Annotated in this window: 22 protein-coding genes and 1 tRNA gene; 11 read left to right on the top strand and 12 right to left on the bottom strand. The window is 43.5% G+C overall.

The window, feature by feature from the left end:
- Positions 1 to 20: 20 nt before the first annotated feature.
- From ACIG3F_RS08725 to ACIG3F_RS08715, 3 genes are all read right to left on the bottom strand, one after another.
- Positions 21 to 1,175: a porin gene (locus ACIG3F_RS08725; RefSeq protein WP_004279382.1), complete on the bottom strand. Its 1,155-nt coding sequence runs from the start codon at positions 1,173 to 1,175 to the stop codon at positions 21 to 23.
- Positions 1,176 to 1,275: 100 nt separating this feature from the next.
- Positions 1,276 to 2,027, bottom strand: a protein-coding gene (locus tag ACIG3F_RS08720) for an IS5 family transposase (protein WP_396469849.1) whose coding sequence is annotated in 2 segments (ribosomal slippage) — positions 1,276 to 1,793 and positions 1,793 to 2,027 — 753 coding nt in all. Because the reading frame shifts where the segments join, the coding sequence is not laid out codon by codon here.
- Positions 2,028 to 2,152: 125 nt separating this feature from the next.
- Entirely contained in the window at positions 2,153 to 3,391 is a 1,239-nt protein-coding gene (locus ACIG3F_RS08715) for an MFS transporter (RefSeq protein WP_396469848.1), read from the bottom strand.
- Between the two features lie 137 nt (positions 3,392 to 3,528).
- Here ACIG3F_RS08715 and ACIG3F_RS08710 point away from each other — a divergent pair, with 137 nt between their 5' ends.
- The 5 genes from ACIG3F_RS08710 (at position 3,529) to putP (ending at position 8,286) form a co-directional block, all read left to right on the top strand.
- Positions 3,529 to 4,158: a 1-acyl-sn-glycerol-3-phosphate acyltransferase gene (locus ACIG3F_RS08710; RefSeq protein ID WP_004730353.1), complete on the top strand. Its 630-nt coding sequence runs from the start codon at positions 3,529 to 3,531 to the stop codon at positions 4,156 to 4,158.
- Between the two features lie 63 nt (positions 4,159 to 4,221).
- Positions 4,222 to 5,139, top strand: a complete 918-nt coding sequence (locus tag ACIG3F_RS08705; protein WP_396469847.1) for a patatin-like phospholipase family protein — start codon at positions 4,222 to 4,224, stop codon at positions 5,137 to 5,139.
- 102 nt (positions 5,140 to 5,241) lie between these two features.
- A complete protein-coding gene (locus tag ACIG3F_RS08700; RefSeq protein WP_005104688.1) occupies positions 5,242 to 5,715 on the top strand; it encodes an NfeD family protein in 474 nt (157 codons plus the stop codon).
- 12 nt (positions 5,716 to 5,727) lie between these two features.
- The gene (locus ACIG3F_RS08695) at positions 5,728 to 6,582 is read left to right on the top strand and encodes an SPFH domain-containing protein (protein ID WP_004279377.1); all 855 of its coding nucleotides are present in this window, start codon (positions 5,728 to 5,730) and stop codon (positions 6,580 to 6,582) included.
- A gap of 213 nt (positions 6,583 to 6,795) precedes the next feature.
- A complete protein-coding gene (putP, locus tag ACIG3F_RS08690) occupies positions 6,796 to 8,286 on the top strand; it encodes a sodium/proline symporter PutP (RefSeq protein WP_044111220.1) in 1,491 nt (496 codons plus the stop codon).
- An 81-nt stretch (positions 8,287 to 8,367) separates the two neighbouring features.
- Here the strand turns inward: putP and ACIG3F_RS08685 are convergent, their stop codons facing one another.
- Positions 8,368 to 9,276, bottom strand: a complete 909-nt coding sequence (locus tag ACIG3F_RS08685; protein ID WP_396469846.1) for a polyprenyl synthetase family protein — start codon at positions 9,274 to 9,276, stop codon at positions 8,368 to 8,370.
- 225 nt (positions 9,277 to 9,501) lie between these two features.
- Positions 9,502 to 10,692, bottom strand: a complete 1,191-nt coding sequence (prpF, locus tag ACIG3F_RS08680) for a 2-methylaconitate cis-trans isomerase PrpF (protein WP_396469845.1) — start codon at positions 10,690 to 10,692, stop codon at positions 9,502 to 9,504.
- A gap of 332 nt (positions 10,693 to 11,024) precedes the next feature.
- Here prpF and ACIG3F_RS08675 point away from each other — a divergent pair, with 332 nt between their 5' ends.
- From ACIG3F_RS08675 to ACIG3F_RS08660, 4 genes are all read left to right on the top strand, one after another.
- Entirely contained in the window at positions 11,025 to 12,380 is a 1,356-nt protein-coding gene (locus ACIG3F_RS08675) for an amino acid permease (protein WP_004279373.1), read from the top strand.
- A gap of 88 nt (positions 12,381 to 12,468) precedes the next feature.
- Positions 12,469 to 12,544: transfer RNA gene (locus tag ACIG3F_RS08670), tRNA-Arg, on the top strand.
- A 336-nt stretch (positions 12,545 to 12,880) separates the two neighbouring features.
- The gene (locus ACIG3F_RS08665; protein WP_114541184.1) at positions 12,881 to 14,383 is read left to right on the top strand and encodes an outer membrane protein transport protein; all 1,503 of its coding nucleotides are present in this window, start codon (positions 12,881 to 12,883) and stop codon (positions 14,381 to 14,383) included.
- A 313-nt stretch (positions 14,384 to 14,696) separates the two neighbouring features.
- Positions 14,697 to 15,917 carry an OmpP1/FadL family transporter gene (locus tag ACIG3F_RS08660; protein WP_396469844.1) on the top strand — a complete coding sequence of 407 codons (1,221 nt, stop codon included), beginning with the start codon at positions 14,697 to 14,699 and terminating at the stop codon, positions 15,915 to 15,917.
- A 63-nt stretch (positions 15,918 to 15,980) separates the two neighbouring features.
- Here ACIG3F_RS08660 and thrH read toward each other — a convergent pair whose 3' ends face one another.
- Positions 15,981 to 16,598: a bifunctional phosphoserine phosphatase/homoserine phosphotransferase ThrH gene (gene thrH / locus ACIG3F_RS08655; protein WP_396469843.1), complete on the bottom strand. Its 618-nt coding sequence runs from the start codon at positions 16,596 to 16,598 to the stop codon at positions 15,981 to 15,983.
- A gap of 204 nt (positions 16,599 to 16,802) precedes the next feature.
- On the opposite strand from thrH, the gene ACIG3F_RS08650 reads away from it, so the two are divergent.
- Both ACIG3F_RS08650 and ACIG3F_RS08645 read left to right on the top strand, forming a co-directional pair.
- The gene (locus tag ACIG3F_RS08650) at positions 16,803 to 17,537 is read left to right on the top strand and encodes a phosphoadenylyl-sulfate reductase (protein WP_396469842.1); all 735 of its coding nucleotides are present in this window, start codon (positions 16,803 to 16,805) and stop codon (positions 17,535 to 17,537) included.
- A 464-nt stretch (positions 17,538 to 18,001) separates the two neighbouring features.
- Complete coding sequence (locus tag ACIG3F_RS08645; RefSeq protein ID WP_005104698.1) at positions 18,002 to 19,384, top strand: wax ester/triacylglycerol synthase family O-acyltransferase; 1,383 nt, start codon at positions 18,002 to 18,004, stop codon at positions 19,382 to 19,384.
- A 208-nt stretch (positions 19,385 to 19,592) separates the two neighbouring features.
- On the opposite strand, the gene ACIG3F_RS08640 is transcribed toward ACIG3F_RS08645, so the two are convergent.
- From ACIG3F_RS08640 to ACIG3F_RS08615, 6 genes are all read right to left on the bottom strand, one after another.
- The gene (locus tag ACIG3F_RS08640; RefSeq protein ID WP_004646222.1) at positions 19,593 to 19,766 is read right to left on the bottom strand and encodes a PA1571 family protein; all 174 of its coding nucleotides are present in this window, start codon (positions 19,764 to 19,766) and stop codon (positions 19,593 to 19,595) included.
- Between the two features lie 132 nt (positions 19,767 to 19,898).
- On the bottom strand, positions 19,899 to 21,353 hold the full coding sequence (rng, locus tag ACIG3F_RS08635) for a ribonuclease G (protein WP_004646221.1): 1,455 nt from the start codon (positions 21,351 to 21,353) through the stop codon (positions 19,899 to 19,901).
- Positions 21,354 to 21,391: 38 nt separating this feature from the next.
- Positions 21,392 to 21,958: a Maf-like protein gene (locus tag ACIG3F_RS08630; protein WP_396469841.1), complete on the bottom strand. Its 567-nt coding sequence runs from the start codon at positions 21,956 to 21,958 to the stop codon at positions 21,392 to 21,394.
- Positions 21,946 to 22,437: a rod shape-determining protein MreD gene (gene mreD, locus ACIG3F_RS08625; RefSeq protein ID WP_253159266.1), complete on the bottom strand. Its 492-nt coding sequence runs from the start codon at positions 22,435 to 22,437 to the stop codon at positions 21,946 to 21,948. Before mreD ends, ACIG3F_RS08630 begins: the two co-directional genes overlap by 13 nt.
- Positions 22,424 to 23,281 (bottom strand): rod shape-determining protein MreC, encoded by an 858-nt coding sequence (gene mreC / locus ACIG3F_RS08620; protein ID WP_396469840.1) that lies wholly within the window; start codon positions 23,279 to 23,281, stop codon positions 22,424 to 22,426. The genes mreD and mreC overlap by 14 nt, the downstream gene beginning before the upstream one ends.
- A gap of 16 nt (positions 23,282 to 23,297) precedes the next feature.
- The gene (locus tag ACIG3F_RS08615) at positions 23,298 to 24,344 is read right to left on the bottom strand and encodes a rod shape-determining protein (RefSeq protein ID WP_004279360.1); all 1,047 of its coding nucleotides are present in this window, start codon (positions 24,342 to 24,344) and stop codon (positions 23,298 to 23,300) included.
- Positions 24,345 to 24,348: the final 4 nt, after the last annotated feature.

Here is a 24,348-nt window from a genome sequence, read left to right as displayed (position 1 = left end):
CTTAGCTTACAAAGTCTAAATTAGAATTTGTATTCAACACCTGTACCAACAACTGGCTGTTTAGTTTCAGCTGAACCTTGTTCAAGTGTTAAAAGACCCGTGTAACCGTATGCTTTTACTTGTTTAGAGAATGCATAGTCTGCACCCACAAGAATTTGTTGGGCTTCAAAATCTGCAACATTGGCTTTTGTAAAGCTTGTAGAGTTTTGACTATATTGGCCTTTTACTGTCCACTTATCAGCATTTGGTAATTTATATTCTGCTCCAATTAGCCAGCCTTGTGCATCATCAATATCATTACCATTTACAGCAATACCATTACTTGCCACTGAAGTTGCATTTGAATTACCTTCAACCTCTGCAAGATCAGATGTTTGGAATAACGCCTTAATGGCTAAGTTATCATTTACATTTACTCGGCCAATCGCACGAATTGTATCAGCAGCAGCTAACAAAGCTTTTGCTGTACCAATTTCACCATTTTGTGTGTTTAAGATACCTACACCAGCAAAGTTGGATGGAATCGCTTTATCATAACCAAGACCTAAAACAACTGCTTTGCTGTCATATACTAAAGATGCTGACCATGCATCACCTAAGCCACGGCCTGCAACTTTAGCACCGCCTTTAGAAGAGCTAATACCACCGGCTTCACCTGTAGCTAATAGTGCAGTTGCTTTTAGTTTACCTTCACCGACTGCAAAGCCAGGAGCTTCATAGACGACAACATTATCGATACGGTTTTCACCGGTAAAGATACCTGCCATATCCGCTTTATTTGCAACATAGTTATTGAAAGTATCAACTACTGAAGAAAGCTGTTTTACAGGCGTATCGATTTTACCTAGTTTTACTGTACCTAACTTTTCATCTTTAAGACCGACTAAAAGATTACGCGGTACAAATGTATCTGTACTTCCACCATTGTCTACATAGAAGGTAAATTCAGCTTGATAAAGCCCACTTAAACGGTCAGTAAGTTTCTCCTCACCTTTTAAACCCAAGAATGAATTATTAGTATTCAGTTCAATAACGTCACGATCAGACACAGGTGAAGCATTGTCTTCCGGTAAGTAATCAACTGTGGCGTCAATCTCACCATAGAAAGTTGGTGCTGCAAAAGTTGTCCCCGCCAAAAGGCTGAATGCAATTGCTGTTGCTAACTTAGTTTTCATCAAAAATATCCTTAATTTATTTTGTAACAAATAATACACACGGCGCTTATATTACAAAATTATTAAATTAATATTTATATATTCTATTTAGGGCGTGTCCTCATTTGGCTTTGCACCAAATAAACATGCAAGCAATGTAAATCATAGACTGATAATTTCGTGCAAGCTTATCAAATCGGGTGGCAATAGCTCGGAAATGTTTTAATCTCGCAAATGCATTTTCAGCTAAATGTCTTAATTTATATAGATATTTATCGAACCCCTTATTCAACCTTTTACTATTTGATCTCATTGGAATAATGGGAATCATATCCTTATTCTGGGCATATATTCTAATGTGCTCAGCATCATACCCCTTGTCAGCAATGAGATAAGTTGCTTTGCCTACAACATCAATCAGTTGTTTTGCAACTTGACTGTCGTGGACGTCACCCCCAGTGATTTTAAAATCAATCGGTAATCCATTCGCGTCGGTTGCAAGATGTATTTTTGTTGTTCGTCCACCACGTGATTGTCCAATTGCTCTTTCGAAACCATGCCGAGCTCCACTTGCATGTTGATGCATGCGTATGTAGCTTCCGTCAATGAATACCCATTCTTGATCCAAGACGCCTCGTAATCTAAAAAAAATTTATCCCACAATCCCTTGCTTGCCCAACGATTAAAGCGATTATAAGCAGTTTGCCAAGGACAAAATTCTTGGGGAATATCACGCCATGTGGCGCCTGTACGCAGTTTCCATAAAATTGCTTCCATAATATTTCTACTATTCTTTGAACAGTAGCAACCATGTAATCGCATAGTATCTTGAATTTGCTGCCAGATATCATCGGTAAGAAGAGTGCGTGCCATTGAAAATATAGAAATAAAAATAAATCAAAGGAGGAGTTTAAGTATTTAAAACTAATTCCTCAAATGAGGACACGCCCTAGTACTTTAGGCTAACATTTAACCAAACAGTTGATTATTTAGAAATTTTATACTTTTTCTGCAACTTTCATCCATCGGAAAATTGGAATTAAACTAAAAATTGCCACGATTACGATGAGGTTCAGATAATTTTGATAGCCTAAAGCATCTCCAAAAATGCCACTCAGACTATAAAGTCCCCCACTCACCGTGGCCATCAGCGCCACCTGAAAGGTGAAATCTGTACCAGCCAGATGCTTGCGACTGTATTGCATGACTAAGGTCAACATGACCACCAAAAGCATAGCTGAGATCATGTCTTCGGCTGCATTGACCAGATATATCATCCAGTTTTGTACTTTGTTTTGAGCTTCATACTGCGTAGCGAGCCAGGCATAAGCCATTAAGCTCAATATTTTTAGAATTGAGAAAATGATCAAACTCGAGCTGCGAGACCAGTACTTCAGACACCAGCCAGCCAATCCTGCTCCAATCAGTGCCGCAAATGCACCAAGCATGGTGACATAAAGGCCAATCTGGCTAAAGCTCAGTCCGAGATCTACCATTAAAGGTTTTAATAAAGGCCCGGATAAACCATCGGCGATTTTAAAGGTCAGTAAAACCAGAAGCCACCTCGCCAAGCTTAAATCTGACCAGAAGTATTGAAAATAGGTTTTTATATTGCTGAGTGCAGGTCCTTTATCAGCTGGCGTGATAGTTTTTGAATGCTGAGATTCTCTAAAAAATAAAATGGGTAAAGTATTAATAAAGACCAGAGCTGCCAATAATAGAAAGGTAGCTTGCCATTGCAGCAGATCGAGCAACCATAATATGGCCCCACCTCCGACAATGAATCCCAGACGAGAACCAATCACCTGAAAGGTATTACCCCAATGTTGCTGTTCATTTTTCAGAATATTGACTGCCAGTGCATCGGTCGCAATATCCTGCGTCGCACCAATACCATTCATCAACAAAAGCGTGATAAAAAACAGCAGTAAATACAGCGGCTGATTCAAGGCCTGAATCGGTAGAAATGAGAGCCCAATCAATACAGCAACTGACAGCCATTGCAAGGGAATAATCCAGCTACGGTAATGACCTTTGGCGCTCGATCCATGCCGATCAACTAAAGGTGCCCAGAATATTTTAATCGACCAAGGCAGCATTAACAGACCAAAGCCCCCGATATGCGCCAGCGATACCCCTTCAGCTCGCAGAATGACTGGCAAGGCATGCGTCATAAACCCGACCGGAAGCCCCTGTGCCCAATACAGCGAAAACAGTAAAATATAGGTATTCCGCATATTTAGGCTAAGTCCTTAAGGTGAAAATGCATCACCAGCATTTGAGATGCTATACATTTTGCCAATGATCCGGATTTTACAACAGTCTAATATAATAAAAAATAAAGAAAAATTAGTTTCAGGACGAGACAGAAGCAATGGCCCAAATACGTTTCCCCCTACTCCCGCCGCATGTGCCAGCCCGCGGCAGCAAGCTGAGCCGGACTTTTTTCAGGCAGCTTTTTTTGGCCCAAGGCTGGCGTCTGGAAGGCGAATTTCCAGACTTACCTAAAGCTGTGGCGATTATTTCCCCGCACACCTCCAATATTGATGCATGGCTGGGTTTTAATGCCCTGCTTGGTCTCGGTATTCAGATTACGATTTTCGGTAAAGACAGCCTGTTCCGCACACCGCTGAAGCCGGTTCTGGAATGGATTGGTGTAGTTCCGGTGGTGCGCGATAGTCCGCAAGGTCATACCCGACAGATTGTAGACATCATTGAAAAATCAGAACAGATCTGGGTCGGTATGGCACCGGAAGGTTCACGTAAGGCACCAGATAAAATTCGCAGCGGTTTTTATCATATTGCCAAGGTAGCCCATTTGCCGATTGTGATGTTTTCTTTTGATTATGATATCAAGACCATTCATATCCTGGGCGTGTACCATCTGACCGGTGATTATGAATACGACCTGGAACAGATTTATCAGCATTATCAAGGTAAATTCTCGGCCAAAAATCCAGACTGGGTGGCCAAGCCGTTACAAAAGCTTTTGAAAAAAGACTAGGCAAATACGGCTTTTTTTGATGTGATAGCCTGAATTTTGTTGATTTAATCACCAGTTTTTATAATGAAATTAGCCCGTTATGCCTTAATTGGCTGCCTTGGTTTCAGTCTTGCAGCCTGTGACAAAGCCACTAAAACACCCACGCCTGCCACGCCAATAAAAGCCCGTGAACCTGTCGTCGCCATTGCCCTCGGTGGTGGCGGTGCCAAAGGTTTTGCCCATATTGGCGTCATTAAAGTGCTCGAATCACACGGCATCAAACCTAAGATTGTCACCGGAACCAGTGCCGGCAGTTTTGTCGGTAGCTTATATGCCAGTGGCAAATCGCCTTATCAGTTACAGCAGATTGCCCTGAACTTTAAAGAATCCGATATCCGCGATTTAACCTTGAACCGACAAGGCATTATTGCCGGACAAAAACTGCAGGATTTCGTCAACAAGAATGTAGCGAACAAACCGATTGAGCAATTCCCGATTCGTTTTGCTGCAGTTGCCACTCGCCTAGACAATGGCCGTAAAGCTGACTTTATTAAAGGCAATGCCGGACAGGCGGTCCGAGCGTCCTGCAGTATTCCGAATGTGTTTGTGCCTGCCGTGATTGGCGGAAGCAAATATGTCGATGGCGGTCTGGTCAGTCCGATTCCGGTCAAGACCGCCAAAGATATGGGGGCAGATATTGTGATTGCTGTGGATATTTCTGCACGCCCAGATGGCAATAAAGCCCTGAACATGTGGGGTGTACTGGATCAGACCCTGAACATTATGGGGCAGCAAAGTATTAATGAAGAGTTGAGCCAGGCCACTGTGGTGATCCAACCTAAAGTCGGCCATATCGGTACTTTAGACCTGAAAGCCAGCAATGCCACCATTCTGGAAGGTGAAAAGGCTGCTCAGCTGAAAATCCGTACTATTGAAAAAGCCATTAGCAACTTTAAGCAGTCTCCCGCGGCATTTAAACCGCCACGTCCGGCAAAATTTTGATGCATGAATTTTTTATATTCATCTGCTGCCGCATCTGCTACATTGAAGATCAATCATATAAAGATGATGATTAATTAAATACTTAGCGATATAGGTCACGATATGGAATTAGTTCTTGAACCTTGGCACTGGTTTGTATTAGGCATCCTTCTGATCCTGTCAGAATTACTGCTGCCCGCATTTGCTGCCCTGTGGTTCGGGATTGGTGCCATTATGGTTGGCGTCCTGTACTGGATGTTCCCGATGATGGGACTAACGACCCAGCTCCTGACCTGGATCGTTCTTTCTGTTTTATGTACGCTGCTCTGGTTCAAGTTTATCAAGCCACTTTCCATTGACAAGACCAAAGCCGGTCTGTCGCGTGAGGCGACCATTGGTCAGGTGGGCATGGTGATTCAGACTAATCTGGATCATGGGCAAATCCGGGTGCGCTTTCCGATGCCAGTTTTAGGTTCGGATGAATGGGAATGCCGAACTCTGGACCCAGTTCAGGTCGGAGACCGCGTTCGCGTCGTGGATATTCTGGGTAATGACCTGGTCGTACAACCTCACAGCACGAATTATCAAAATCAATAAGGTGAATAAGCTATGTCTGGTGGTTCTATCATTGTTATCGCGTTTCTGGCCTTTGTTGCGATTACCATTTTTAAAGGTGTGCGGATTGTACCGCAAGGCTACAAATGGATCGTACAGCGTTTGGGTAAATACCACACCACGCTGAATCCGGGCCTGAATTTTGTTATTCCTTATGTGGATGAAGTCGCTTATAAAGTCACGACCAAAGATATCGTTCTGGATATTCCCTCACAGGAAGTAATTACTCGTGATAACGCGGTCTTGCTGATGAATGCCGTGGCCTATATCAACCTGACCACACCAGAAAAAGCCGTGTACGGGATTGAAAACTATTCCTGGGCGATTCAGAACCTGGTTCAAACCTCACTACGTTCAATTGTCGGTGAAATGGATCTGGATGATGCGCTATCTTCACGTGACCATATCAAGGCACGCTTGAAATCCAGTATTTCCGATGATATCTCGGACTGGGGTATTACCTTAAAAACTGTAGAAATTCAGGATATTAAACCTTCAATCACTATGCAAACAGCGATGGAAGAACAGGCCGCTGCTGAACGTCAGCGTCGTGCAACCGTCACCAAAGCTGATGGTGAAAAACAGGCTGCAATTCTGGAAGCAGATGGCCGTCTGGAAGCTTCACGTCGTGATGCCGAAGCACAAGTGGTACTGGCTGAGTCTTCACAACGTGCAATTGACATGGTGACTTCCGCCATTGGTGATAATGAAATTCCGGTCGCCTATTTACTCGGTGAACAGTATATTAAAGCCATGCAGGATATGGCCAAATCGCCAAATGCCAAGACGGTAGTACTTCCAGCCGATGTGTTAAATACGATCCGTGGTGTTATGGGTCGCCCTAACTAATTGATCTTTTCACTTTATATATAGGCAGCCTGAGGGTTGCCTATTTTTATTCGCACAAGAAAATCTCAGCAAAAATTGTGAATTTATGGTTAAATTTCGCGTTTATTTTTGAAATCTACTGGATTTGATGTTGCCTGGCTTTCGGATTAAAGCTTTTCGCAGCTGTCTTATTCCTTGTTTCGATCTACTGTCCAACTTAAAAATGGATACCGTATGAGCTCCCTAAATCCAACCTTAATTACTTTTCTTTTCTATATTGTCGCAATGGTGGTGATCGGCCTGATGGCTTATCGCGCGACAAGCAACTTTTCCGATTACATCTTAGGGGGCCGACGTTTAGGGAGTTTTGTCACTGCACTTTCTGCAGGGGCTTCCGACATGAGTGGCTGGCTCCTCATGGGCCTGCCCGGTGCGATTTATCTTTCCGGCCTGTCTGAGATGTGGATTGCCATCGGTCTGATTATTGGTGCCTGGCTCAACTGGCTACTGGTTGCTGGCCGTCTGAGGGTGCATACCGAAGTTCAGCACAATGCCCTGACCCTGCCGGATTATTTCTCGAATCGTTTTAACGACCAGAAAAAAATCCTGCGTATTGTTTCGGCTTTCGTGATTCTGATTTTCTTTGCGATTTACTGTGCTTCCGGCATGGTTGCAGGTGCGCGTCTGTTCGAAAGCATGTTTGACATGTCTTACAGCACTGCGCTCTGGATCAGTGCGATTGCCACCATCAGCTATGTGTTTATTGGTGGCTTCCTGGCTGTGAGCTGGACCGATACCATTCAGGCAGGTCTGATGATCTTCGCCCTGTTGCTAACGCCAATCGTGACATTGATGGCATTTTCAGATATGTCCCAGGTGACTTTGGCACTGGAAGCTGCTCGTCCTCAAGCAATGAATATTCTGGGTGATCTGAGCTTTGTTGCGATTATTTCCCTACTCGCCTGGGGTCTGGGTTACTTTGGCCAGCCGCATATTCTGGTGCGCTTCATGGCAGCAGATTCGGTGAAGTCGATTCCAAATGCACGCCGTATTGGCATGACCTGGATGATTCTATGTCTTGGCGGTGCAGTCGCAGCCGGCTTCTTTGGGATCGCCTATTTCCAGCAGCATCCGGAACTGGCCGCTGCAGTGAATGCCAATCCTGAAACGGTATTTATGGAACTGACCAAAATCCTGTTTAATCCATGGATTGCCGGTGTGGTGCTTGCTGCCATTCTTGCCGCAGTAATGAGTACTTTAAGCTGTCAGCTATTGGTCTGCTCAAGTACTCTAACGGAAGACTTCTATAAATCTTTCCTGCGTAAAAATGCCTCACAAAAAGAACTGGTCTGGGTTGGCCGTTTGATGGTGCTACTGATTGCCTTGCTGGCGATCTGGATGGCGGGTAATCCTGAATCTAAAGTTCTGGGTCTAGTGGCCTATGCCTGGGCAGGTTTTGGTGCCGCCTTTGGTCCGCTGATTATCCTGTCACTGTTCTGGAAACGCATGACCTTGAATGGCGCTTTGGCAGGTATGATTGTGGGTGCAGTCGTGGTTATTTTCTGGAAGAACCTGTTTGCTGACACTGGCCTGTATGAAATCGTTCCTGGTTTTATCTGTTCAATGCTGGCGATTGTAGTGGTGAGCCTGATGGGTAAAGCACCAACAGCAGAAATTACCGACCGTTTTGAAGAAGCTGAACGCCTGTACAACGAAAGCAAATAATTGTGTAGCAACTAAAAAAGAGGACTTTAAGTCCTCTTTTTTATGGAATGCTCTTATAACTGAGAAGAAAAAATGTTCCAATCAGCTTTTGCGCATAAGCAGGAACCGGGTAATTTGCATCAACTCTTCCGCCTGACCTTCAAAATGGGCAAGTGCCGTTAAGGCTTGATCATGTAACTGCTGTGCATACGCTTGGGCCTGCTCCAGACCCATCAATGCCGGATAGGTCGATTTTTCTACCTGTTCATCCTTGCCGGCTGTTTTCCCCAACACTTCGGTATCGGAAATAATATCCAGAATATCATCCTGTACCTGGAAGGCCAGACCAATCGCCTGTCCAAACTCACGTAATTTAGGAATGGCCAGATCGGTACCTTCAAAGATTGTCACCGCCGCCATCATGATCGCGGCACTAATCAAAGCACCGGTTTTATTGCGATGGATGGTTTCCAGTGCCTGCTGATCGATTTTTTTGCCTTCAGACTGTAAATCTAAAACCTGACCATTCACCATTTTCGAAGAAGCGGTTGCCAGAATCTGCATCTGCTTCAGTACAATGGAAGCTTCTACCGCTGGCCCCTGATCAAACAGACGGCTACCCAAGATTTCGAAAGCCATAGACTGCAGGATATCACCTGCCAAAAGTGCTGTATCTTCTCCATAAGCCACATGACAGGTTGGCTGGCCACGGCGCAACAAATCATTGTCCATACACGGCAGATCATCATGGGCCAGTGAATAGCAGTGAATAAACTCGATCGCAACCGCTGCACGACGCACTGCAGCACTATTCTGGTTGGGTTTTAATGCAGCGGTGGCATAGCATAGCGCTGGACGTACTCGTTTACCGCCAAGCATCACAGCATGATGGACTGCCGACCTTAAAGGTTCCGGAATAGCAAAGGCTTCCAGAGCGGTCAATAAATCCTGTTGAATGCGATGTTGTGCTTGTGTGAGTGCATGGGTTGATACGTCAGTGATAGATGACACATTCGCCTCGAATACGTAGTCCAGAAAAATAAAATGACAAGCGAATAAATGCCTGTACGCTGATTCAGGCATTGTACCTAGAAATGCCTTGAATTTTCAGCCATAAATCGTATTGTTCTGCTGAAATTTACTATTCAATATCAAATAAGCAAGGCAGAGATTTTAAACCATAAAAAACCACCGCAGAACCGGTGGTTTTATTCAAGCTAAATGTATGCACGGCATTTAAACGAGAACATCTTCTGGTACGCGCACCCAGCCTTCCATCAACACGCGGGCACTACGGCTCATAATCGCTTTCGTCACTTTCCACTCACCATTTTCAAAACTTGCTTGTGCACCCACTCTCAAAGTCCCGGAAGGATGACCGAAACGCACCGCTTCACGCTCTACCCCACCTGCGACCCGGTTCACCAATGTTCCGGGAATGGCAGCTGCTGTACCAATAGCCACCGCAGCCGTGCCCATCATGGCATGATGGAGTTTACCCATAGACAAGGCCCGAACCAGAATATCGGTATCCGATTCAGTGACGGTCTTGCCACTTGAAGAGGTATAGCTACTCGGTGGTGCAACAAAGGCAATTTTTGGCGTGTGTTGTCGGGTTACGGCTTCTGCAATATCCTGAATCAGTCCCATCTGCTTCGCAGCATAGGCACGAATCGTTTCAAATTTTGTCAGGGCTGCCACGTCATTATTGATATGATCCTGAAGCTCGGTACCCTTATAACCGAGATCTCCAGCATTCAAAAATACCGTCGGAATGCCGGCATTAATCATGGTCACTTCGAAACTGCCAATATTGGGAACTTCCAAAGTATCGACCAGATTACCTGTTGGAAACATTGAACCGCCTTCAGCATCGTCATCAGCTGGATCCAGAAACTCGATCTGCACTTCCGCTGCAGGAAAGGTTACGCCATCCAGTACGAAATCACCCAGCTCCTGCACCTGTCCATTTTGCATCGGCACATGCGCGATAATGGCTTTCTGGATATTGGCCTGCCAGATCCGTACCGTGCATAACCCATTTTCAGGAATACGTTCGGCATCGACCAGACCATTGGAAATGGCAAATGCTCCCACTGCCGCGGTCAGATTGCCGCAGTTACCGCTCCAGTCTACAAAAGGACGGTCAATTGACACCTGACCAAATAAATAATCGACATCATGATCAGCGTGCAGGCTTTTTGACAGAATGACCGTTTTACTAGTACTGGAACTGGCACCACCCATACCGTCGATCTGTTTCCCATATGGATCTGGGCTACCAATCACGCGTAGCAAAAGCTGGTCACGAATCCGGCCAGGCTGTTGTGCTTCTACAGGCAGGTCATCCAGCTTAAAGAAAACACCTTTACTGGTGCCTCCACGCATATAGGTTGCAGGAATCTTGATTTGGGCGGCAAAACTCATGAATTATTTCATCCTTTGACTTGTCTTTGTTTTCGTACAGGTTATTCAATATTTATATTCAAAGTATAGTATGTTGAAAGCAGAACTGCTTGGCTGCCAGACCTTAGTATAAAAAAACGGCATTTGTATTTTATCCAAGAAAATAGAGAACTCATCAGTAACAGTTTCAATAAAATTAATATATTGATTCATTTATATTTTATTTCAGTTATTTATATGAATATTTTTTATTATTCCTCCAACAATATTTCATTCTTAGGATGGACTAGGCTTCTTTAGTCTGATCAATTACAATCAGCCACTTATCATTTTCCATTGTCGGGCTGAACACTTTGAATAACGAGTCTTCACAACTTCAGCGTGGCTTAAAGAACCGTCATATTCAGTTGATCGCCATGGGCGGTGCAATTGGCACAGGCTTATTCTTAGGTTCCGCACAGGTGATCCAATCTGCGGGTCCTTCTATTATTTTAGGCTATGCCATTGGGGGCCTGATTGCATTTTTAATCATGCGTCAATTGGGTGAGATGATTGTTCATGAACCTGTCGCAGGTTCATTCAGCCATTTTGCTTATAAATACTGGGGAAAATTTCCCGGTTTCCTTGCGGGTTGGAACTACTGGATTTTGTATATCCTGGTAGCCATGACCGAACTTACCGCAGTTGCGAAATATATCAACTACTGGTGGCCGCATATTCCAGCCTGGGCATCGGTACTGTTTTTCTTTATCGTGATTACACTGGTCAACCTCGGCAATGTGAAATTCTACGGTGAATCAGAATTCTGGCTATCTATTATTAAAGTAACTGCGGTCATCTCGATGATTGTCTTTGGCCTGTATCTGATCCTGACTGCTGATGCTTCTTCAGGCGCATCTTTTAGCAATCTTTGGACCGCGGGCGGTTTCTTCCCGAATGGTTTTGAAGGTCTGTTCTACATGCTGGCCTTCCTGATGTTTGCTTTCGGTGGTATTGAACTGATCGGTATGGCGGCTGCAGAAGCTGAAAATCCGGAAAAAACTATTCCGAAAGCCATTAATCAGGTGGTTTTCCGTATTCTGATTTTCTATGTCGGTGCCTTGACCATTCTGTTGTCACTCGTGCCTTGGAATCAGCTTGAGCTTGGTGGTCTGGACAAAAGTCCGTTCGTGATGATTTTCAGCCAGCTTGGCATTAACTGGGCAGCGCATTTGCTGAACTTTATTATTCTGACAGCAGCACTGTCTGTGTATAACAGTGGTATGTATGCCAACAGCCGTATGCTCTATGGTCTGGCTCAGCAAGGAAATGCACCTAAAGTCTTCATGACAGTGAATAAGCAAGGTACGCCTATTCCCGCTGTATTGTTCTCTGCCGCGCTGATTTTCGGCTGTGTGCTACTCAACTACTTCGTGCCTGAAGATGCTTTAAGTCATCTGATTTACATCGTAGTCGGTGCATTGGTATTGAACTGGGCCATGATTACGCTGACCCATCTCAAGTTTATTCAAAACATGAAAAAGCTAGGACAAAAGACTTCCTTCCCTGCGCTGTGGTCTCCGGCGGGCAATATTCTGGTTCTTGGTTTTATTCTTACGATTCTTTATATCATGTGGACGCAAGGATTCCAGGAATCTATTTTGATGATCCCGCTTTGGATCGTGGTCATGTTCGGTCTGTTTAAGTTACTTAAGCCTAAAAATACCTAGACAACTCCTGTAGCTATGAGTCCTTAAAAGTTATTGCTTCGGCAATAACTTTTTTTTGTATTTTTTACAGTACAATAGCCTTCTTTTCGCGCCCTTAGCTTAACTGGATAGAGCAGTTGCCTCCTAAGCGACCGACGTGGGTTCGAGTCCCGCAGGGCGCACCATCCTTTCAAAATGTGATCTATACTTCAAAAAATTAGCGTTAATCTTCATATTTTAGAATATTTTTTATACAAAAAATCATTTTTTCTTCATTATTTTATTTCTTTTACTTTCAAATACTTATTTCAAAATGAGGCTATTTTTTGGTGTAAAAACTCTATTTTGATGCTTTTTTAGACTAATTAGTTTTTTCTAGAGCATTTACTCTTATTTTAATTGTGCTATTTTTGTCACATGGAGTAACAAATGATTGCGGATAAATACCCGAAATCTCCAAGAATTTAATAAGTGCAAACAACAACGCCAGATATAAATTTGTACCTCAAGGAAAGACGTAAATGAAATTAAAAACATTAACTACTGCAATGATTCTCGCAACTGTACCAATGACGGGTGCATTTGCAGCAGCTCTAGATCGTTCAGGCCAATCTATTGCAGCCTTCCTGCAACCGGGTAACTATTTTGAAGCAGGTATTTCTGTTCTAGACCCATCTGTATCTGGTAAAGAAGCTGGAACAAGTGATACTCGCCGTAATATTAGTGATATGGCGGGTGATTATTATTTTCCAAGTGCTGCTTTAAAATTTCAGCCAACCAGCAAATTTTCAGTTGGTATTTTATATGACCAACCGTTTGGAGCAGATGCTACCTATACAGGTAATAACGTATTTGTTTCCGATTCTACGAATACAATTTTAGCTCCTGACGCGTTAGCAGGAATTCGTCAAAATACAATTAATACCAACTTTAATGCGTTGACTCCAGAGCAAAGAGTTGGAGCGGCTTTACAAGCGCAGGGTGTTGACTTAACCACTCCAATTGGTCAAGCACAGTATACTGGGACTTTAAATGCGTATAATACTGTTGATGCAGTAAGAGCACAAATTGATGCTGGTGTACTTGCAGGGGTAACTGCACGCGTAGATGCTGGTTTAGCTGATGTCAACGGCTTATTAGGAACTGGTAGTACAAGCGTAGAAGTAGATACTCAAAATTTATCATTTATTGCAGGTTTCCAACCAACTGAGAATTGGAATATTTACGGTGGCGCAGTTTACCAAACGATCAAAGGTAATGTTTCATTACGTGGTCAGGCTTACAGCTTATACAATGGTTACGATACGTCTATTCCAGAAGATAGTTCTGTAGGTTGGTTAGCCGGTCTTGCTTACCAAATTCCTGAAATTGCATTAAAAGCATCTATTACTTATCGTTCTGAAATTGACCATGATGTTAATATGAATGAAAGTATTCCAACCTTACCAGCTTTAGCTTTGCTCCCAAATGGGGCAGCAGCAGCAGCAGCTATTGCAGCAGCAAGTGGTGAGACAAAAATTACTACTCCACAGTCTGTAAACCTTGATTTCCAAACAGGTATTATGGCGAATACTGTAGCTTTTGCGAATGTTCGCTGGGTTGAATGGTCTAAATTCTCAATTCAACCTTATAAATTTGGTCTAATATCAGAAGCAGTTGGCCCTATTGTGGATCGCCCAGATGGCTTCAATCTTGTTGAATATGAAGATGACCAAATTTCAGCAACTGTAGGTGTGGGTCGTAAATTTAATGATCTATGGGCTGGTAACGTATCTGTAGGTTGGGACTCTGGTGCAGGTAACCCTGTATCTACACTTGGCCCAACTGAAGGTTATTGGAATGTAGGCTTAGGTCTTCAGTACAGTCCAACACCAGCTACTTTCATCGCGGGTGGTGTTAAATACTTCATGTTAGGTGATGCAAAAGCACAAACAGGCGCACAAGCTGGTAGTTCTGAATACGTCGCTGAATTTGAAGACAATAAAGCATGGGCATATGGCTTAAAAATGGGTTACCGCTTCTAAGTTTTCCTATAATAAAAACCACTTTCGAGTGGTTTTTTATTTTTTAACTCTTATTTTATACACTTGCATATCATTTGCTTGTTTTACAAGCAATTAATCCTGCTCCAAATATCAATTTTTTAAAATTTATCTTTAATTTTTATTTTCTTATTTATCATTTAGTTAATATAAAAATATAGTATAAATACTCTAAGCAACCCTTTTATTTAACCGCCTTAGTTCATTTCTTCAACAGAGCTGAGTATTTACTCTTTTTAAAATTATGTTACTTTTCCTGCACATTTTTGTTACAGATGGCATCAGGGAACGTACCATGAAGCTCAATAAAATTTATTCTGCTATTTTACTTAGCACTTTACCTCTCTCTACCGTTCAAGCAGCTGGCTTAGACCGTTCAGGCCAATCTATTGCAGCCTTCCTACAGCCGGGTAATTATGCAGAAGCAGGTATTTCTGTTTTAGATCCAGAAGTTCAAGGTAAAGACAATGCCGGCAATAAAGTCAGCGATATGGCTGAAGATTACTACTTCCCTACTGCTGCTATAAAAATTCAGGCAACTGATAAAATATCTCTGGGTTTACTTTATGACCAGCCATTTGGAGCTGACTCTCAATATGCGCCTGAATCTAATGCTTTTGCTACAGTAAATACCAATACTGGTGTATTGGAAGGCACTTCTGTTGAAGTAAAAACCAATAGCATTACAGCACTTATAGGGTATCAGCCAAATGAGAACTGGAATGTTTATGCCGGACCTGTCTATCAAAGCGTAAAGGCGAAAGTCTCCCTACGTGGTACAGCTTATAGAGGCCCGCAAGTTCTTGGCGGTTATGATATTGACCTTAAAGAAAGTGAAGCTTACGGTTGGTTAGCTGGTTTTGCATATTCTATTCCTGAAATTGCCTTAAAAGCTGCTGTGACTTATCGCTCTGAAATTAAACATGAATTAGATACCACAGAAACCTTCGGTTTTGGTACAGATGGGGCTTTATATATTCCTGGATTAACTGGCACATTATTGGGTAAACCAGTAATTCCAACTTACCATAAAGCGGAAATTACTACACCACAATCAGTCAACATTGACTTACAGTCAGGCATTGCAAAAAATACCTTAGCCTTTGCTAATATTCGCTGGGTACATTGGGATCAGTTTGCAGTAAAACCTACTTATTTATCTCAGCTAACTGGCGCACTCACCGGAAAACAGCAGAATCTTGTCGATTATTCAGATGATCAATGGTCTGCAACAGTAGGTTTAGGTCGTAAATTTAATAATAAATGGTCAGGTTCAGCTTCTGTAGGTTATGACTCAGGAGCGGGCAACCCGGTAACCACCTTGGGTCCAACTGAAGGCTACTGGAATGTAGGTTTAGGCGGTCAATACAGTCCAGCTGAAAATTACTTTATCCAAGCTGGTGTCAAATACTTCTGGCTAGGTGATGCAACTGCACAAACTGGTGGAAATCCAGTTGGAAAATTTGAAGACAATCATGCAATCGGCTATGGTATGAAAATCGGTTACCGCTTCTAATTCAAGCGAACCCAATAAAAAAGGCGCATATTGCGCCTTTTTTTATTGCTTAAATTTTAATACTTAAGCTGGAATATCACGTACTGAAGCATTACGAATCGCTTCTTTTAACGCATCATAACCACGAATTGGCGGGAATTGTGGGAATTCAGCAATCACGTTCTCAGGGGCATCAAACAGGAAACCATGATCTGCTTCACCCAGCATTGTCGTATCGTTATAAGAATCCCCTGCCGCAATCACACGGAAGTTCAAACTATGCAGTGCTTTAACAGCCTGACGTTTCTGATCTGGCTGACGAAGTTTATAAGCCGAGATCATGCCTGCTTCATCTGTTTCCAGTTTATGACAGAAAATCGTCGGCCAATCCAGTTGCTTCATCAATGGATGTGCAAATTCATAGAAAGTATCTGAAAGAATAATTAATTGAAAATGCGTACTCACCCATTTCACAAATTCTTTTGCTCCTGGGAATGGACCCATTTCTGCAATCACTTCCTGAATATCGTTCAAGCCTAAACCGTGCTGTTTTAAAATATTCAGACGTTGGGTCATCAGTACATCATAGTCAGGAATGTCACGAGTTGTCGCTTCAAGCTCTTTAATACCGGTTTTTTTGGCAAAGTTAATCCAGATTTCTGGAACCAACACACCTTCTAAATCTAGACATACGACTTCCATGAACATTCCCTCTAAGTTGTATTGAAAAAATTTTGCACTATCATAGCTGAAGAAACAGATTTTGCACTGTACTTTTTTAAATCTATTTTTTTAATAAGTATTTATTTTTTAGTGATAAGTCAATTAAATCAATTCTATTAAAATAGATGTGAAATTAACTAATATAGGCCATGTCCTTTCCAAGCCTATATCGCCAGGACTCTCATGACCATCATTCCTACTATTGATCGTATTGATGCGCTTGCATCTGAATATGCAGATAAATCGCCCAATGAAATTTTGGCACTTGCACTGGGCCAGCAAGGTGAAATTGCGATTTCATTTTCTGGTGCTGAAGATGTTGTACTGATTGATATGGCATCGCATCTCGGTAAACCGTTCCGGGTATTCAGTCTGGATACTGGCCGCCTACATGCAGAGACGTATCAGTTTATTGAACGGGTGCGTAAGCATTATAATATCGAGATTGAAATCTGCTTCCCTGAAACGGATGCAGTACAAAATTTAGTCACCACCAAGGGGCTATTCAGTTTTTTTGAAGATGGCCATCAGGAATGTTGCGGTATACGCAAGGTTCAACCGCTACGTAAAAAACTGGCCACGCTGGACGGCTGGATTACCGGTCAGCGCAAAGACCAAAGTCCGGGTACACGCAATGAAATTCCTGTGGTTCAGGCCGATCCAGGTTTCTCCGGTCCGGGAAAACAGTTGATCAAGTACAATCCTCTTGCCAACTGGTCCAGTGCGGATGTCTGGAGTTATATCCGTATGATGGAAGTCCCTTATAATGCCCTGCATGAGAAAGGTTTTGTTTCTATCGGCTGTGAGCCTTGCACCCGCCCTGTGCTGCCAAATCAGCATGAACGCGAAGGCCGCTGGTGGTGGGAAGAAGCCACTCATAAAGAATGTGGCTTACATGCTGGCAATCTAAAAAAATAAAGTTAAGCTTTATCATTCCTATTGATTGAAAGACTATTTTTTTAATAAAGATAGTCTTTTTTAATTGATAATTTTACATTTAGTGACAAGATATAAATTACCTTTTATCGGGATAATATTATTTTAATTAAAGAATTGATAAAATTTTAGCTCATTGATTTATTTGCATAAAATGTGAAATTGATCACAATGCTATTCTTTTAATAACACATAATTATTAAGTTACATTCCACTTCGCCTAGTGAATACTATTTTTAGAAAACTATTTTAAAACTAAAATTTTCACATTTCATAAACTTAGGAAGATATTTTGTTCTTGTCAATAGCCACTTTTTCACAGTTGAGGCAAGATAAAGCAGTTCATTTATATGCTAAAAAAGATATACTTTAAAAACTAAAGTAATAATTCTAACAAGGCCTTTTAGCAAAAAAGCCATAGAGAATGCAGTGAGGCAATCCACGCTATGCGTCCATTACATCCAATTGATTTTATTTTCTTAACTTTAGAGAAACGGCAGCAGCCTATGCATGTAGGTGGACTATTTTTATTCCAAATTCCCGACAATGCGTCAGCTTCCTTTATTCAGGATCTAGTCACGGATATCCAAAATTCGAAATGCTCTCCAATCCCACCTTTTAACAATTATTTAAACGGCCTGTTTTGGGATGAAGACCAGGAATTTGATTTAGATCATCATTTTCGTCATATTGCCCTGCCAAAACCGGGCCGTATCCGTGAATTGCTGACCTATATTTCACAAGAACATAGTGCCCTGATTGATCGTGCCAAACCTTTATGGACCTGTCATATCATTGAGGGCATTGAAGGTAATCGTTTTGCCATGTATTTCAAGATCCATCATGCTATGGTGGATGGAATTGCCGGCATGCGTCTGGTCGAAAAGTCGCTTTCACATGATCCAAATGCCAAGAGTATTGTACCGCCTTGGTGTGTGGAAGGCCCACGTGCCAAACGCCTTAAAGCACCTAAAGTGAACAGGTTTAAAAATGTCCTGCAGACCATTAAGGGGCAACTGGAATGTGCGCCACGAGTTGCTTATGAACTGTCGCAAACCGTCATGAAAGATATGGGACGCAATCCGGATTATGTATCCAGCTTTCAGGCGCCAAGCAGTATTCTGAATCAACGCGTCAGTGCTTCACGTCGCTTTGCAGCCCAGTCTTTCGAATTTTCACGTTTACGTCATATTTCTAAGGCATTGGGCGTGACCATTAATGATATCGTCCTGGCCATTTGTTCAGGTGCATTACGTGAATATTTATTATCGCAAAATGCCTTACCGAAAAAACCGTTAATTGCTATGGTTCCAGCTTCTGTTCGCAGTGACGATTCAGATATATCCAACCGTATTACCATGATTCTGGCCAATCTGGGTACGCATAAAGAAGATCCGCTGGAACGTCTCAAGATCGTACGTCGCAGTGTGCTGAGTGCCAAAGAACGCTTCAAACGTATGAATGCCAACCAGATTTTGAACTATAGTGCCTTTGTCTACGGTGCAGCAGGTCTGAATATTGCCTCCGGTTTAATGCCGACACGTCAGGCGTTTAACGTCATTATTTCCAATGTACCTGGGCCACAAGAACCATTGTATTGGAATGGTGCACGTCTTGAAGCACTTTATCCGGCTTCCATCGTACTGGATGGTCAGGCCTTGAATATCACTATGACCAGCTATCTAGACAAACTGGAAGTCGGCTTGACCGCATGTCGTAATGCCCTGCCGAAAATGCAGAACTTGCTGACACATCTGGAAGAAGAAATTCAACGTTTTGAACTTATTGTAGATGGCGAACCTGTCCCAAAGTTACGAGCGGTAAGCTAGCCGCGGATGAATAAATAAGATAGATGGACTGCCAAAGATGCTGATCATTTTTGCCAGTCTTTGAGCACAGAATAAAGGGACCGATCTGGTCCCTTTTCTTTATTTTTTGGAATCTTTTTAAATTATTTTAGAAATTTTGGATGACTTCTCTATTTAAACGTCTATCCAAATCATTTTTTGACAAGTTAAAAACAATGCACAAATATAATCAGCTTTTAATAGTACGGCACTGTTGTAATAATTGATGGCAGACGTTACGGATCATGCTCGCGGTAATCTGAACTTCATTACCGCGCTCATCAACGATATATCCCGCATGTACAGTCTTTGGTTCTAATACGTGTTTTAGGCCTTTATGGATTACTGCTTTACTCATACTCATCACACACTCCTTTTGCTAAGCCTGAAACTGGGAGAAACGGCTTTGGCTAATTCATGCATCTAGTATTGTAAATAAAGGCCCGATTGTAAAATTTCAGATGTAACAAGTGTTTAACGATATTCTGTTACAATTTCAGCTGAGAATGATATCGTATTGCTCTTGCGTATACAGATTTTCCACCTGGAACTTAATCACGCGATTAATGAAATGTTCTAGATCAGCGACTGCAGGCGCTTCTGCTGTTAATAGACGATCAATAACAGCCGGATGCGCAACGACAGTAAAGCCACTCTGTGACTCATAAGCACGAGCATAACGCAGAATCTCCCTGAATATTTCGTAACATACTGACTCGGCTGTTTTGACATAACCGCGTCCTTGACAGGTCGGACAAGACTCGCACAGCAGATGTTCCAGCGACTCACGGGTGCGTTTCCGGGTCATTTCCACCAAGCCCAGTTCTGATACCTGAGTAATCTTGGTCTTGGCGTGGTCACGTTCTAACATGCGCTCAAACTGTTTCATCACTTCTTCACGATGCTGCGCTTCCTGCATATCGATGAAGTCGATGATAATAATGCCGCCGAGATTACGCAGACGTAACTGACGCGCGATAACATCCGTCGCTTCCATATTGGTTTTAAAAACCGTATCTTCCAACGAACGGCCACCAACATAAGAACCGGTATTGACATCAATTGTGGCCATGGCTTCAGTCTGGTCAATCATCAGATAACCGCCAGACTTCAATGCGACACGAGTTTGCAATGCCTTTTGCAGATCTTCTTCGACATTATACAAGTCGAAAATTGGCCGCTCGCCCGGATAATGCAGCAAACGGTCTTTCATGTTCGGGACAAATTCTTCGACAAATTCCTGCAACTTGGCATGAATTTCACGTGAATCCACGTAAATTTTAGCAGTTTCTTCATTGGCCAGATCACGAATCACCCGTTGCGGCAAAGGCAATTCTTCAAAGATCAAAGATGGTACTGCAATAATCTTCTGCTTGCGCTGGATATATTCCCAAAGCTTGGCCAGATAAGCCATATCCTGTGCGATGGCTTCTTCTTCAATCCCTTCTGCCGCAGTACGCACAATCACTGAACCCGGCAGCTTATGTTCTGCCTGAATCCGCTCAATGATGGAACGCAAGCGATTGCGCTCTTCCTCAGATTCAATCCGTTGTGATACACCGATATGATTGCCATATGGCATCAGCACCAAATAACGCGAAGGAATCGACAGATCGGTAGACAGGCGTGCGCCTTTGGTACCGAGCATATCTTTCATCACCTGAACCGTGAGGACTTGTCCCGGTTGAAGTAACTCAAAGACATTCGGCGTCGGTTGATTGCGGGGCCAGACCATATCATTGATATGTAAAAACGCAGTACGAGAGAGTCCGATATCCACGAAAGCAGCCTGCATGCCGGGTAAAACCCGCACCACTTTTCCTTTATAAACATTCCCTACCAGACCACGCTTGGCCGTACGCTCGACAAACAGTTCATTGACCGTGCCGTTTTCAATTAACGCGACCCGACATTCCATCGGCGTGACATTAATCAACAACTCGTCAGACATAACTACACTCAAAACATTATAAGAATTCTTTTCAGCAGTTAATTTAGTGCCTTAACCGTCTGTAATAACTGTACTGTCTCATATAAGGGCAAGCCCACCACATTGGAATAACTGCCCTGTATTTTTGGAATATAACGTGCTGCAATTCCTTGAATTGCATAAGCCCCGGCTTTACCCAGTGGCTCACCTGTCGCCCAGTAACTTTCCATATCTGCAGCGCTCAGGATTTGAAATTCGACCTGTGTGCGTACCACTATACTGTATTTTTCATGCTTTGTACGAACACAGACACCGCTATATACATCATGCCACCGACCGGAGATTTTTGTCCACATTTCAATCGCATGTTGTTTGGATTCAGGTTTGCCCAAAATCTCCTGATCCACCCCCAGACTGGTATCCGCAGCAATGATAATCGCCTCAGGATAACGTTCGGCCACAGCATCCGCTTTGGCTCGTGCCAGACGTTCGACATAGGCTGCGACCGACTCGCCTGCTTGTACCGATTCGTCGATCTCGGGACTGTAAATATCGAAGCTCAGCCCGAGTTGTTGCAATAACTCGCGACGTCGCGGTGAGCTGGAAGCTAGAATTATACGCGCCATTTTTTCAGCACATAATAAATAGCAGGCCAGACCAGAATACTGGTCAGCATCGGAATCCAGTGCCGTGCATAAGAAAATTGCACGCCAGCCATAATCTGGGTAAAAAAGATCATCAGCAGATATGCGACAATCGCCAGCCCCATAATCACCCAGAGATTATTAAAGGTCAGGATACGGCGTTCACGGGTCAGAAAGCGGGCTAAGAAGGCAATAATGATAAAGCTCAGCGCATTCAGACCCAAAGGTGCATCCAGCAGCAGATCAATAAAAATACCGGTACCAAAGGCAAACCAGATCCCGCACCAGGTCGGCTGACACAACACCCAGAAGAGCATGATCATCAGCATAAACAGCGGACGCCAGCCCGAGAGATTATAAGAAAGTGGATAGACCATTAAAATGGAAGCCACAATCACCGAAATGACAATGGCCATTAAAGGGTCACGATGCTTTCTGGATTTCATCTTAGCGATTGACATGCGGTTGCTCCATCGCTAATGAATCGGAAAATAACACCACCACATGATGTCCACCGGCCAGCTGAGCCGCAGGCGTCACATCAATCTGGGCAAATTCACCAGAATTATGGCGTTGTACTTTAGACACCTGCCCCACCAGATAACCTGCCGGGAAATGTTGTCCCAAACCCGAACTATAGACTTTTTCACCGACCTTGATATTGGCGCTGGTCGGTACATATTCCATTTTTAAACGTCCCAGATCACCCGTACCCGAGACAATGGCACGCATACCGGTATGTTCCAGACGTACTGACAGTGAATGTTCTTTATCAGACAACAGCATGACCCGACTACTATGCGGATAGACATTGATAATCTGTCCCATGATACCCTTGTCATCCAGTACGGTTTGCCCGACTTTCAGCTCGTTATTTAAACCCCGGTTGATCACGATAATATGCCGTAATGGATCGGCATCGGTACCAATCACTTCGGCAATTTCAATACGCCCATCAATGATCAGCGGCGTGTCCAATAGACCGCGCAAACGGGTATTTTCAGCAGAAAGTTCAGAGATTTTTTGTAAGCGTACCTGTGCCTGTAACAGCTCGGCCTGCATCGCGGTATTTTCCCGACGCAATTGAGCTTCAGACTTGGTTTGTTGATTCAACCACTCTCGCGACAATACCGGATAGCTGGCCACCGCATAAATAGGATTATAAGCAGCGTACAGGACATCCCTTGCAGGTTGAACAACATGCGGCATGCGCCAATCAAAGAAAAGCACCACCAGGCATGTCACCAATGCAATGATAAAAGAGCGAAAAGATGGCGGTTGTCGAGAAAACAGATGTGCTTGCACCCGCCGGATCCTTTTCTTAGCCTACGAATAACATGTCATGATTTGGGTTGTCGAAAAATTCGAGTACCTTGCCGCCACCACGTGTCACGCATGATAGTGGATCTTCTGCCACCACCACCGGCAGGCCAGTTTCTTTGGCAAGCAGCTTGTCCAGGTTACGTAGCAATGCACCACCACCGGTTAACACGATACCACGTTCAGCGATGTCCGAAGAAAGCTCAGGAGGTGTGTGTTCTAGCGCAGATTTCACTGCAGACACGATGTTTTGCAATGGATCAGAAATGGCTTGGGTCACTTCATCTGAATTGACCACAATCGCACGAGGCACACCTTCTGCGAGGTTACGGCCACGAACTTCAATTTCAAGTGGTTTAGCACCTTCATCAGGCAATGCCATACCCACTTCTTTTTTGATCACTTCAGCCGTGGTTTCACCGATCACACAGCCATGCGCCTTACGCACATAGTTAATGATCTGTTCATCAAATACATCACCGCCAATACGTAAAGAATCGGCATAAACACAACCCTGCAGGGAAATGATTGCAATTTCAGTCGTACCACCACCAACATCAACCACCATCGAACCACAAGCCTGCTCGACTGGCATCCCTGCACCAATCGCTGCTGCCATTGGCTCTTCAATTAAACGCACATCACGTGCGCCCGCATTAAACACGGCTTCACGAATGGCACGGCGCTCAACCAGGGTCGATTTACATGGTACACAGACCACGACACGCGGTGCTGGAGTAAATAAACGGTTTTCATGTACTTTGCGAATAAACTGATTCAGCATGGTCTCAGTGACTTCAAAATCCGCAATCACCCCGTCTTTCATAGGACGGATCGCCGAGATATTGGCTGGGGTACGACCTAGCATTTGCTTCGCTTCAAGACCGACTGCCGCAACAATTTTATGTGAACCACTATGACGGATGGCTACAACCGTCGGTTCATTTAATATAATGCCTCGTCCTGGCGCATAAATAAGTGTATTTGCTGTACCTAAATCAATGGCAAGATCGGGCGAAAACAAGCCTATTAGTCGTTTTAGAATCACGGGG

It is taken from the genome of Acinetobacter sp. NPDC052428 (assembly GCF_044547685.1).
In the GTDB taxonomy this organism is placed as follows: Bacteria; Pseudomonadota; Gammaproteobacteria; order Pseudomonadales; family Moraxellaceae; genus Acinetobacter; species Acinetobacter lwoffii_G.
Note: the sequence above shows the minus strand (reverse complement) of the source record. Positions and strands in the feature narration are given on the sequence as shown.

Excerpts from the sequence above, each read along its gene's own strand:
- ACIG3F_RS08725 (WP_004279382.1), bottom strand. The coding sequence starts at position 1,175 with ATGAAAACTAAGTTAGCAACAGCAATTGCATTCAGCCTTTTGGCGGGG.
- ACIG3F_RS08715 (WP_396469848.1), bottom strand. The coding sequence starts at position 3,391 with ATGCGGAATACCTATATTTTACTGTTTTCGCTGTATTGGGCACAGGGG.
- ACIG3F_RS08710 (WP_004730353.1), top strand. The coding sequence starts at position 3,529 with ATGGCCCAAATACGTTTCCCCCTACTCCCGCCGCATGTGCCAGCCCGC.
- ACIG3F_RS08705 (WP_396469847.1), top strand. The coding sequence starts at position 4,222 with ATGAAATTAGCCCGTTATGCCTTAATTGGCTGCCTTGGTTTCAGTCTT.
- ACIG3F_RS08700 (WP_005104688.1), top strand. The coding sequence starts at position 5,242 with ATGGAATTAGTTCTTGAACCTTGGCACTGGTTTGTATTAGGCATCCTT.
- ACIG3F_RS08695 (WP_004279377.1), top strand. The coding sequence starts at position 5,728 with ATGTCTGGTGGTTCTATCATTGTTATCGCGTTTCTGGCCTTTGTTGCG.
- putP (WP_044111220.1), top strand. The coding sequence starts at position 6,796 with ATGAGCTCCCTAAATCCAACCTTAATTACTTTTCTTTTCTATATTGTC.
- prpF (WP_396469845.1), bottom strand. The coding sequence starts at position 10,692 with ATGAGTTTTGCCGCCCAAATCAAGATTCCTGCAACCTATATGCGTGGA.
- ACIG3F_RS08665 (WP_114541184.1), top strand. The coding sequence starts at position 12,881 with ATGAAATTAAAAACATTAACTACTGCAATGATTCTCGCAACTGTACCA.
- ACIG3F_RS08660 (WP_396469844.1), top strand. The coding sequence starts at position 14,697 with ATGAAGCTCAATAAAATTTATTCTGCTATTTTACTTAGCACTTTACCT.
- thrH (WP_396469843.1), bottom strand. The coding sequence starts at position 16,598 with ATGGAAGTCGTATGTCTAGATTTAGAAGGTGTGTTGGTTCCAGAAATC.
- ACIG3F_RS08650 (WP_396469842.1), top strand. The coding sequence starts at position 16,803 with ATGACCATCATTCCTACTATTGATCGTATTGATGCGCTTGCATCTGAA.
- ACIG3F_RS08645 (WP_005104698.1), top strand. The coding sequence starts at position 18,002 with ATGCGTCCATTACATCCAATTGATTTTATTTTCTTAACTTTAGAGAAA.
- ACIG3F_RS08640 (WP_004646222.1), bottom strand. The coding sequence starts at position 19,766 with ATGAGTATGAGTAAAGCAGTAATCCATAAAGGCCTAAAACACGTATTA.
- rng (WP_004646221.1), bottom strand. The coding sequence starts at position 21,353 with ATGTCTGACGAGTTGTTGATTAATGTCACGCCGATGGAATGTCGGGTC.
- ACIG3F_RS08630 (WP_396469841.1), bottom strand. The coding sequence starts at position 21,958 with ATGGCGCGTATAATTCTAGCTTCCAGCTCACCGCGACGTCGCGAGTTA.
- mreD (WP_253159266.1), bottom strand. The coding sequence starts at position 22,437 with ATGTCAATCGCTAAGATGAAATCCAGAAAGCATCGTGACCCTTTAATG.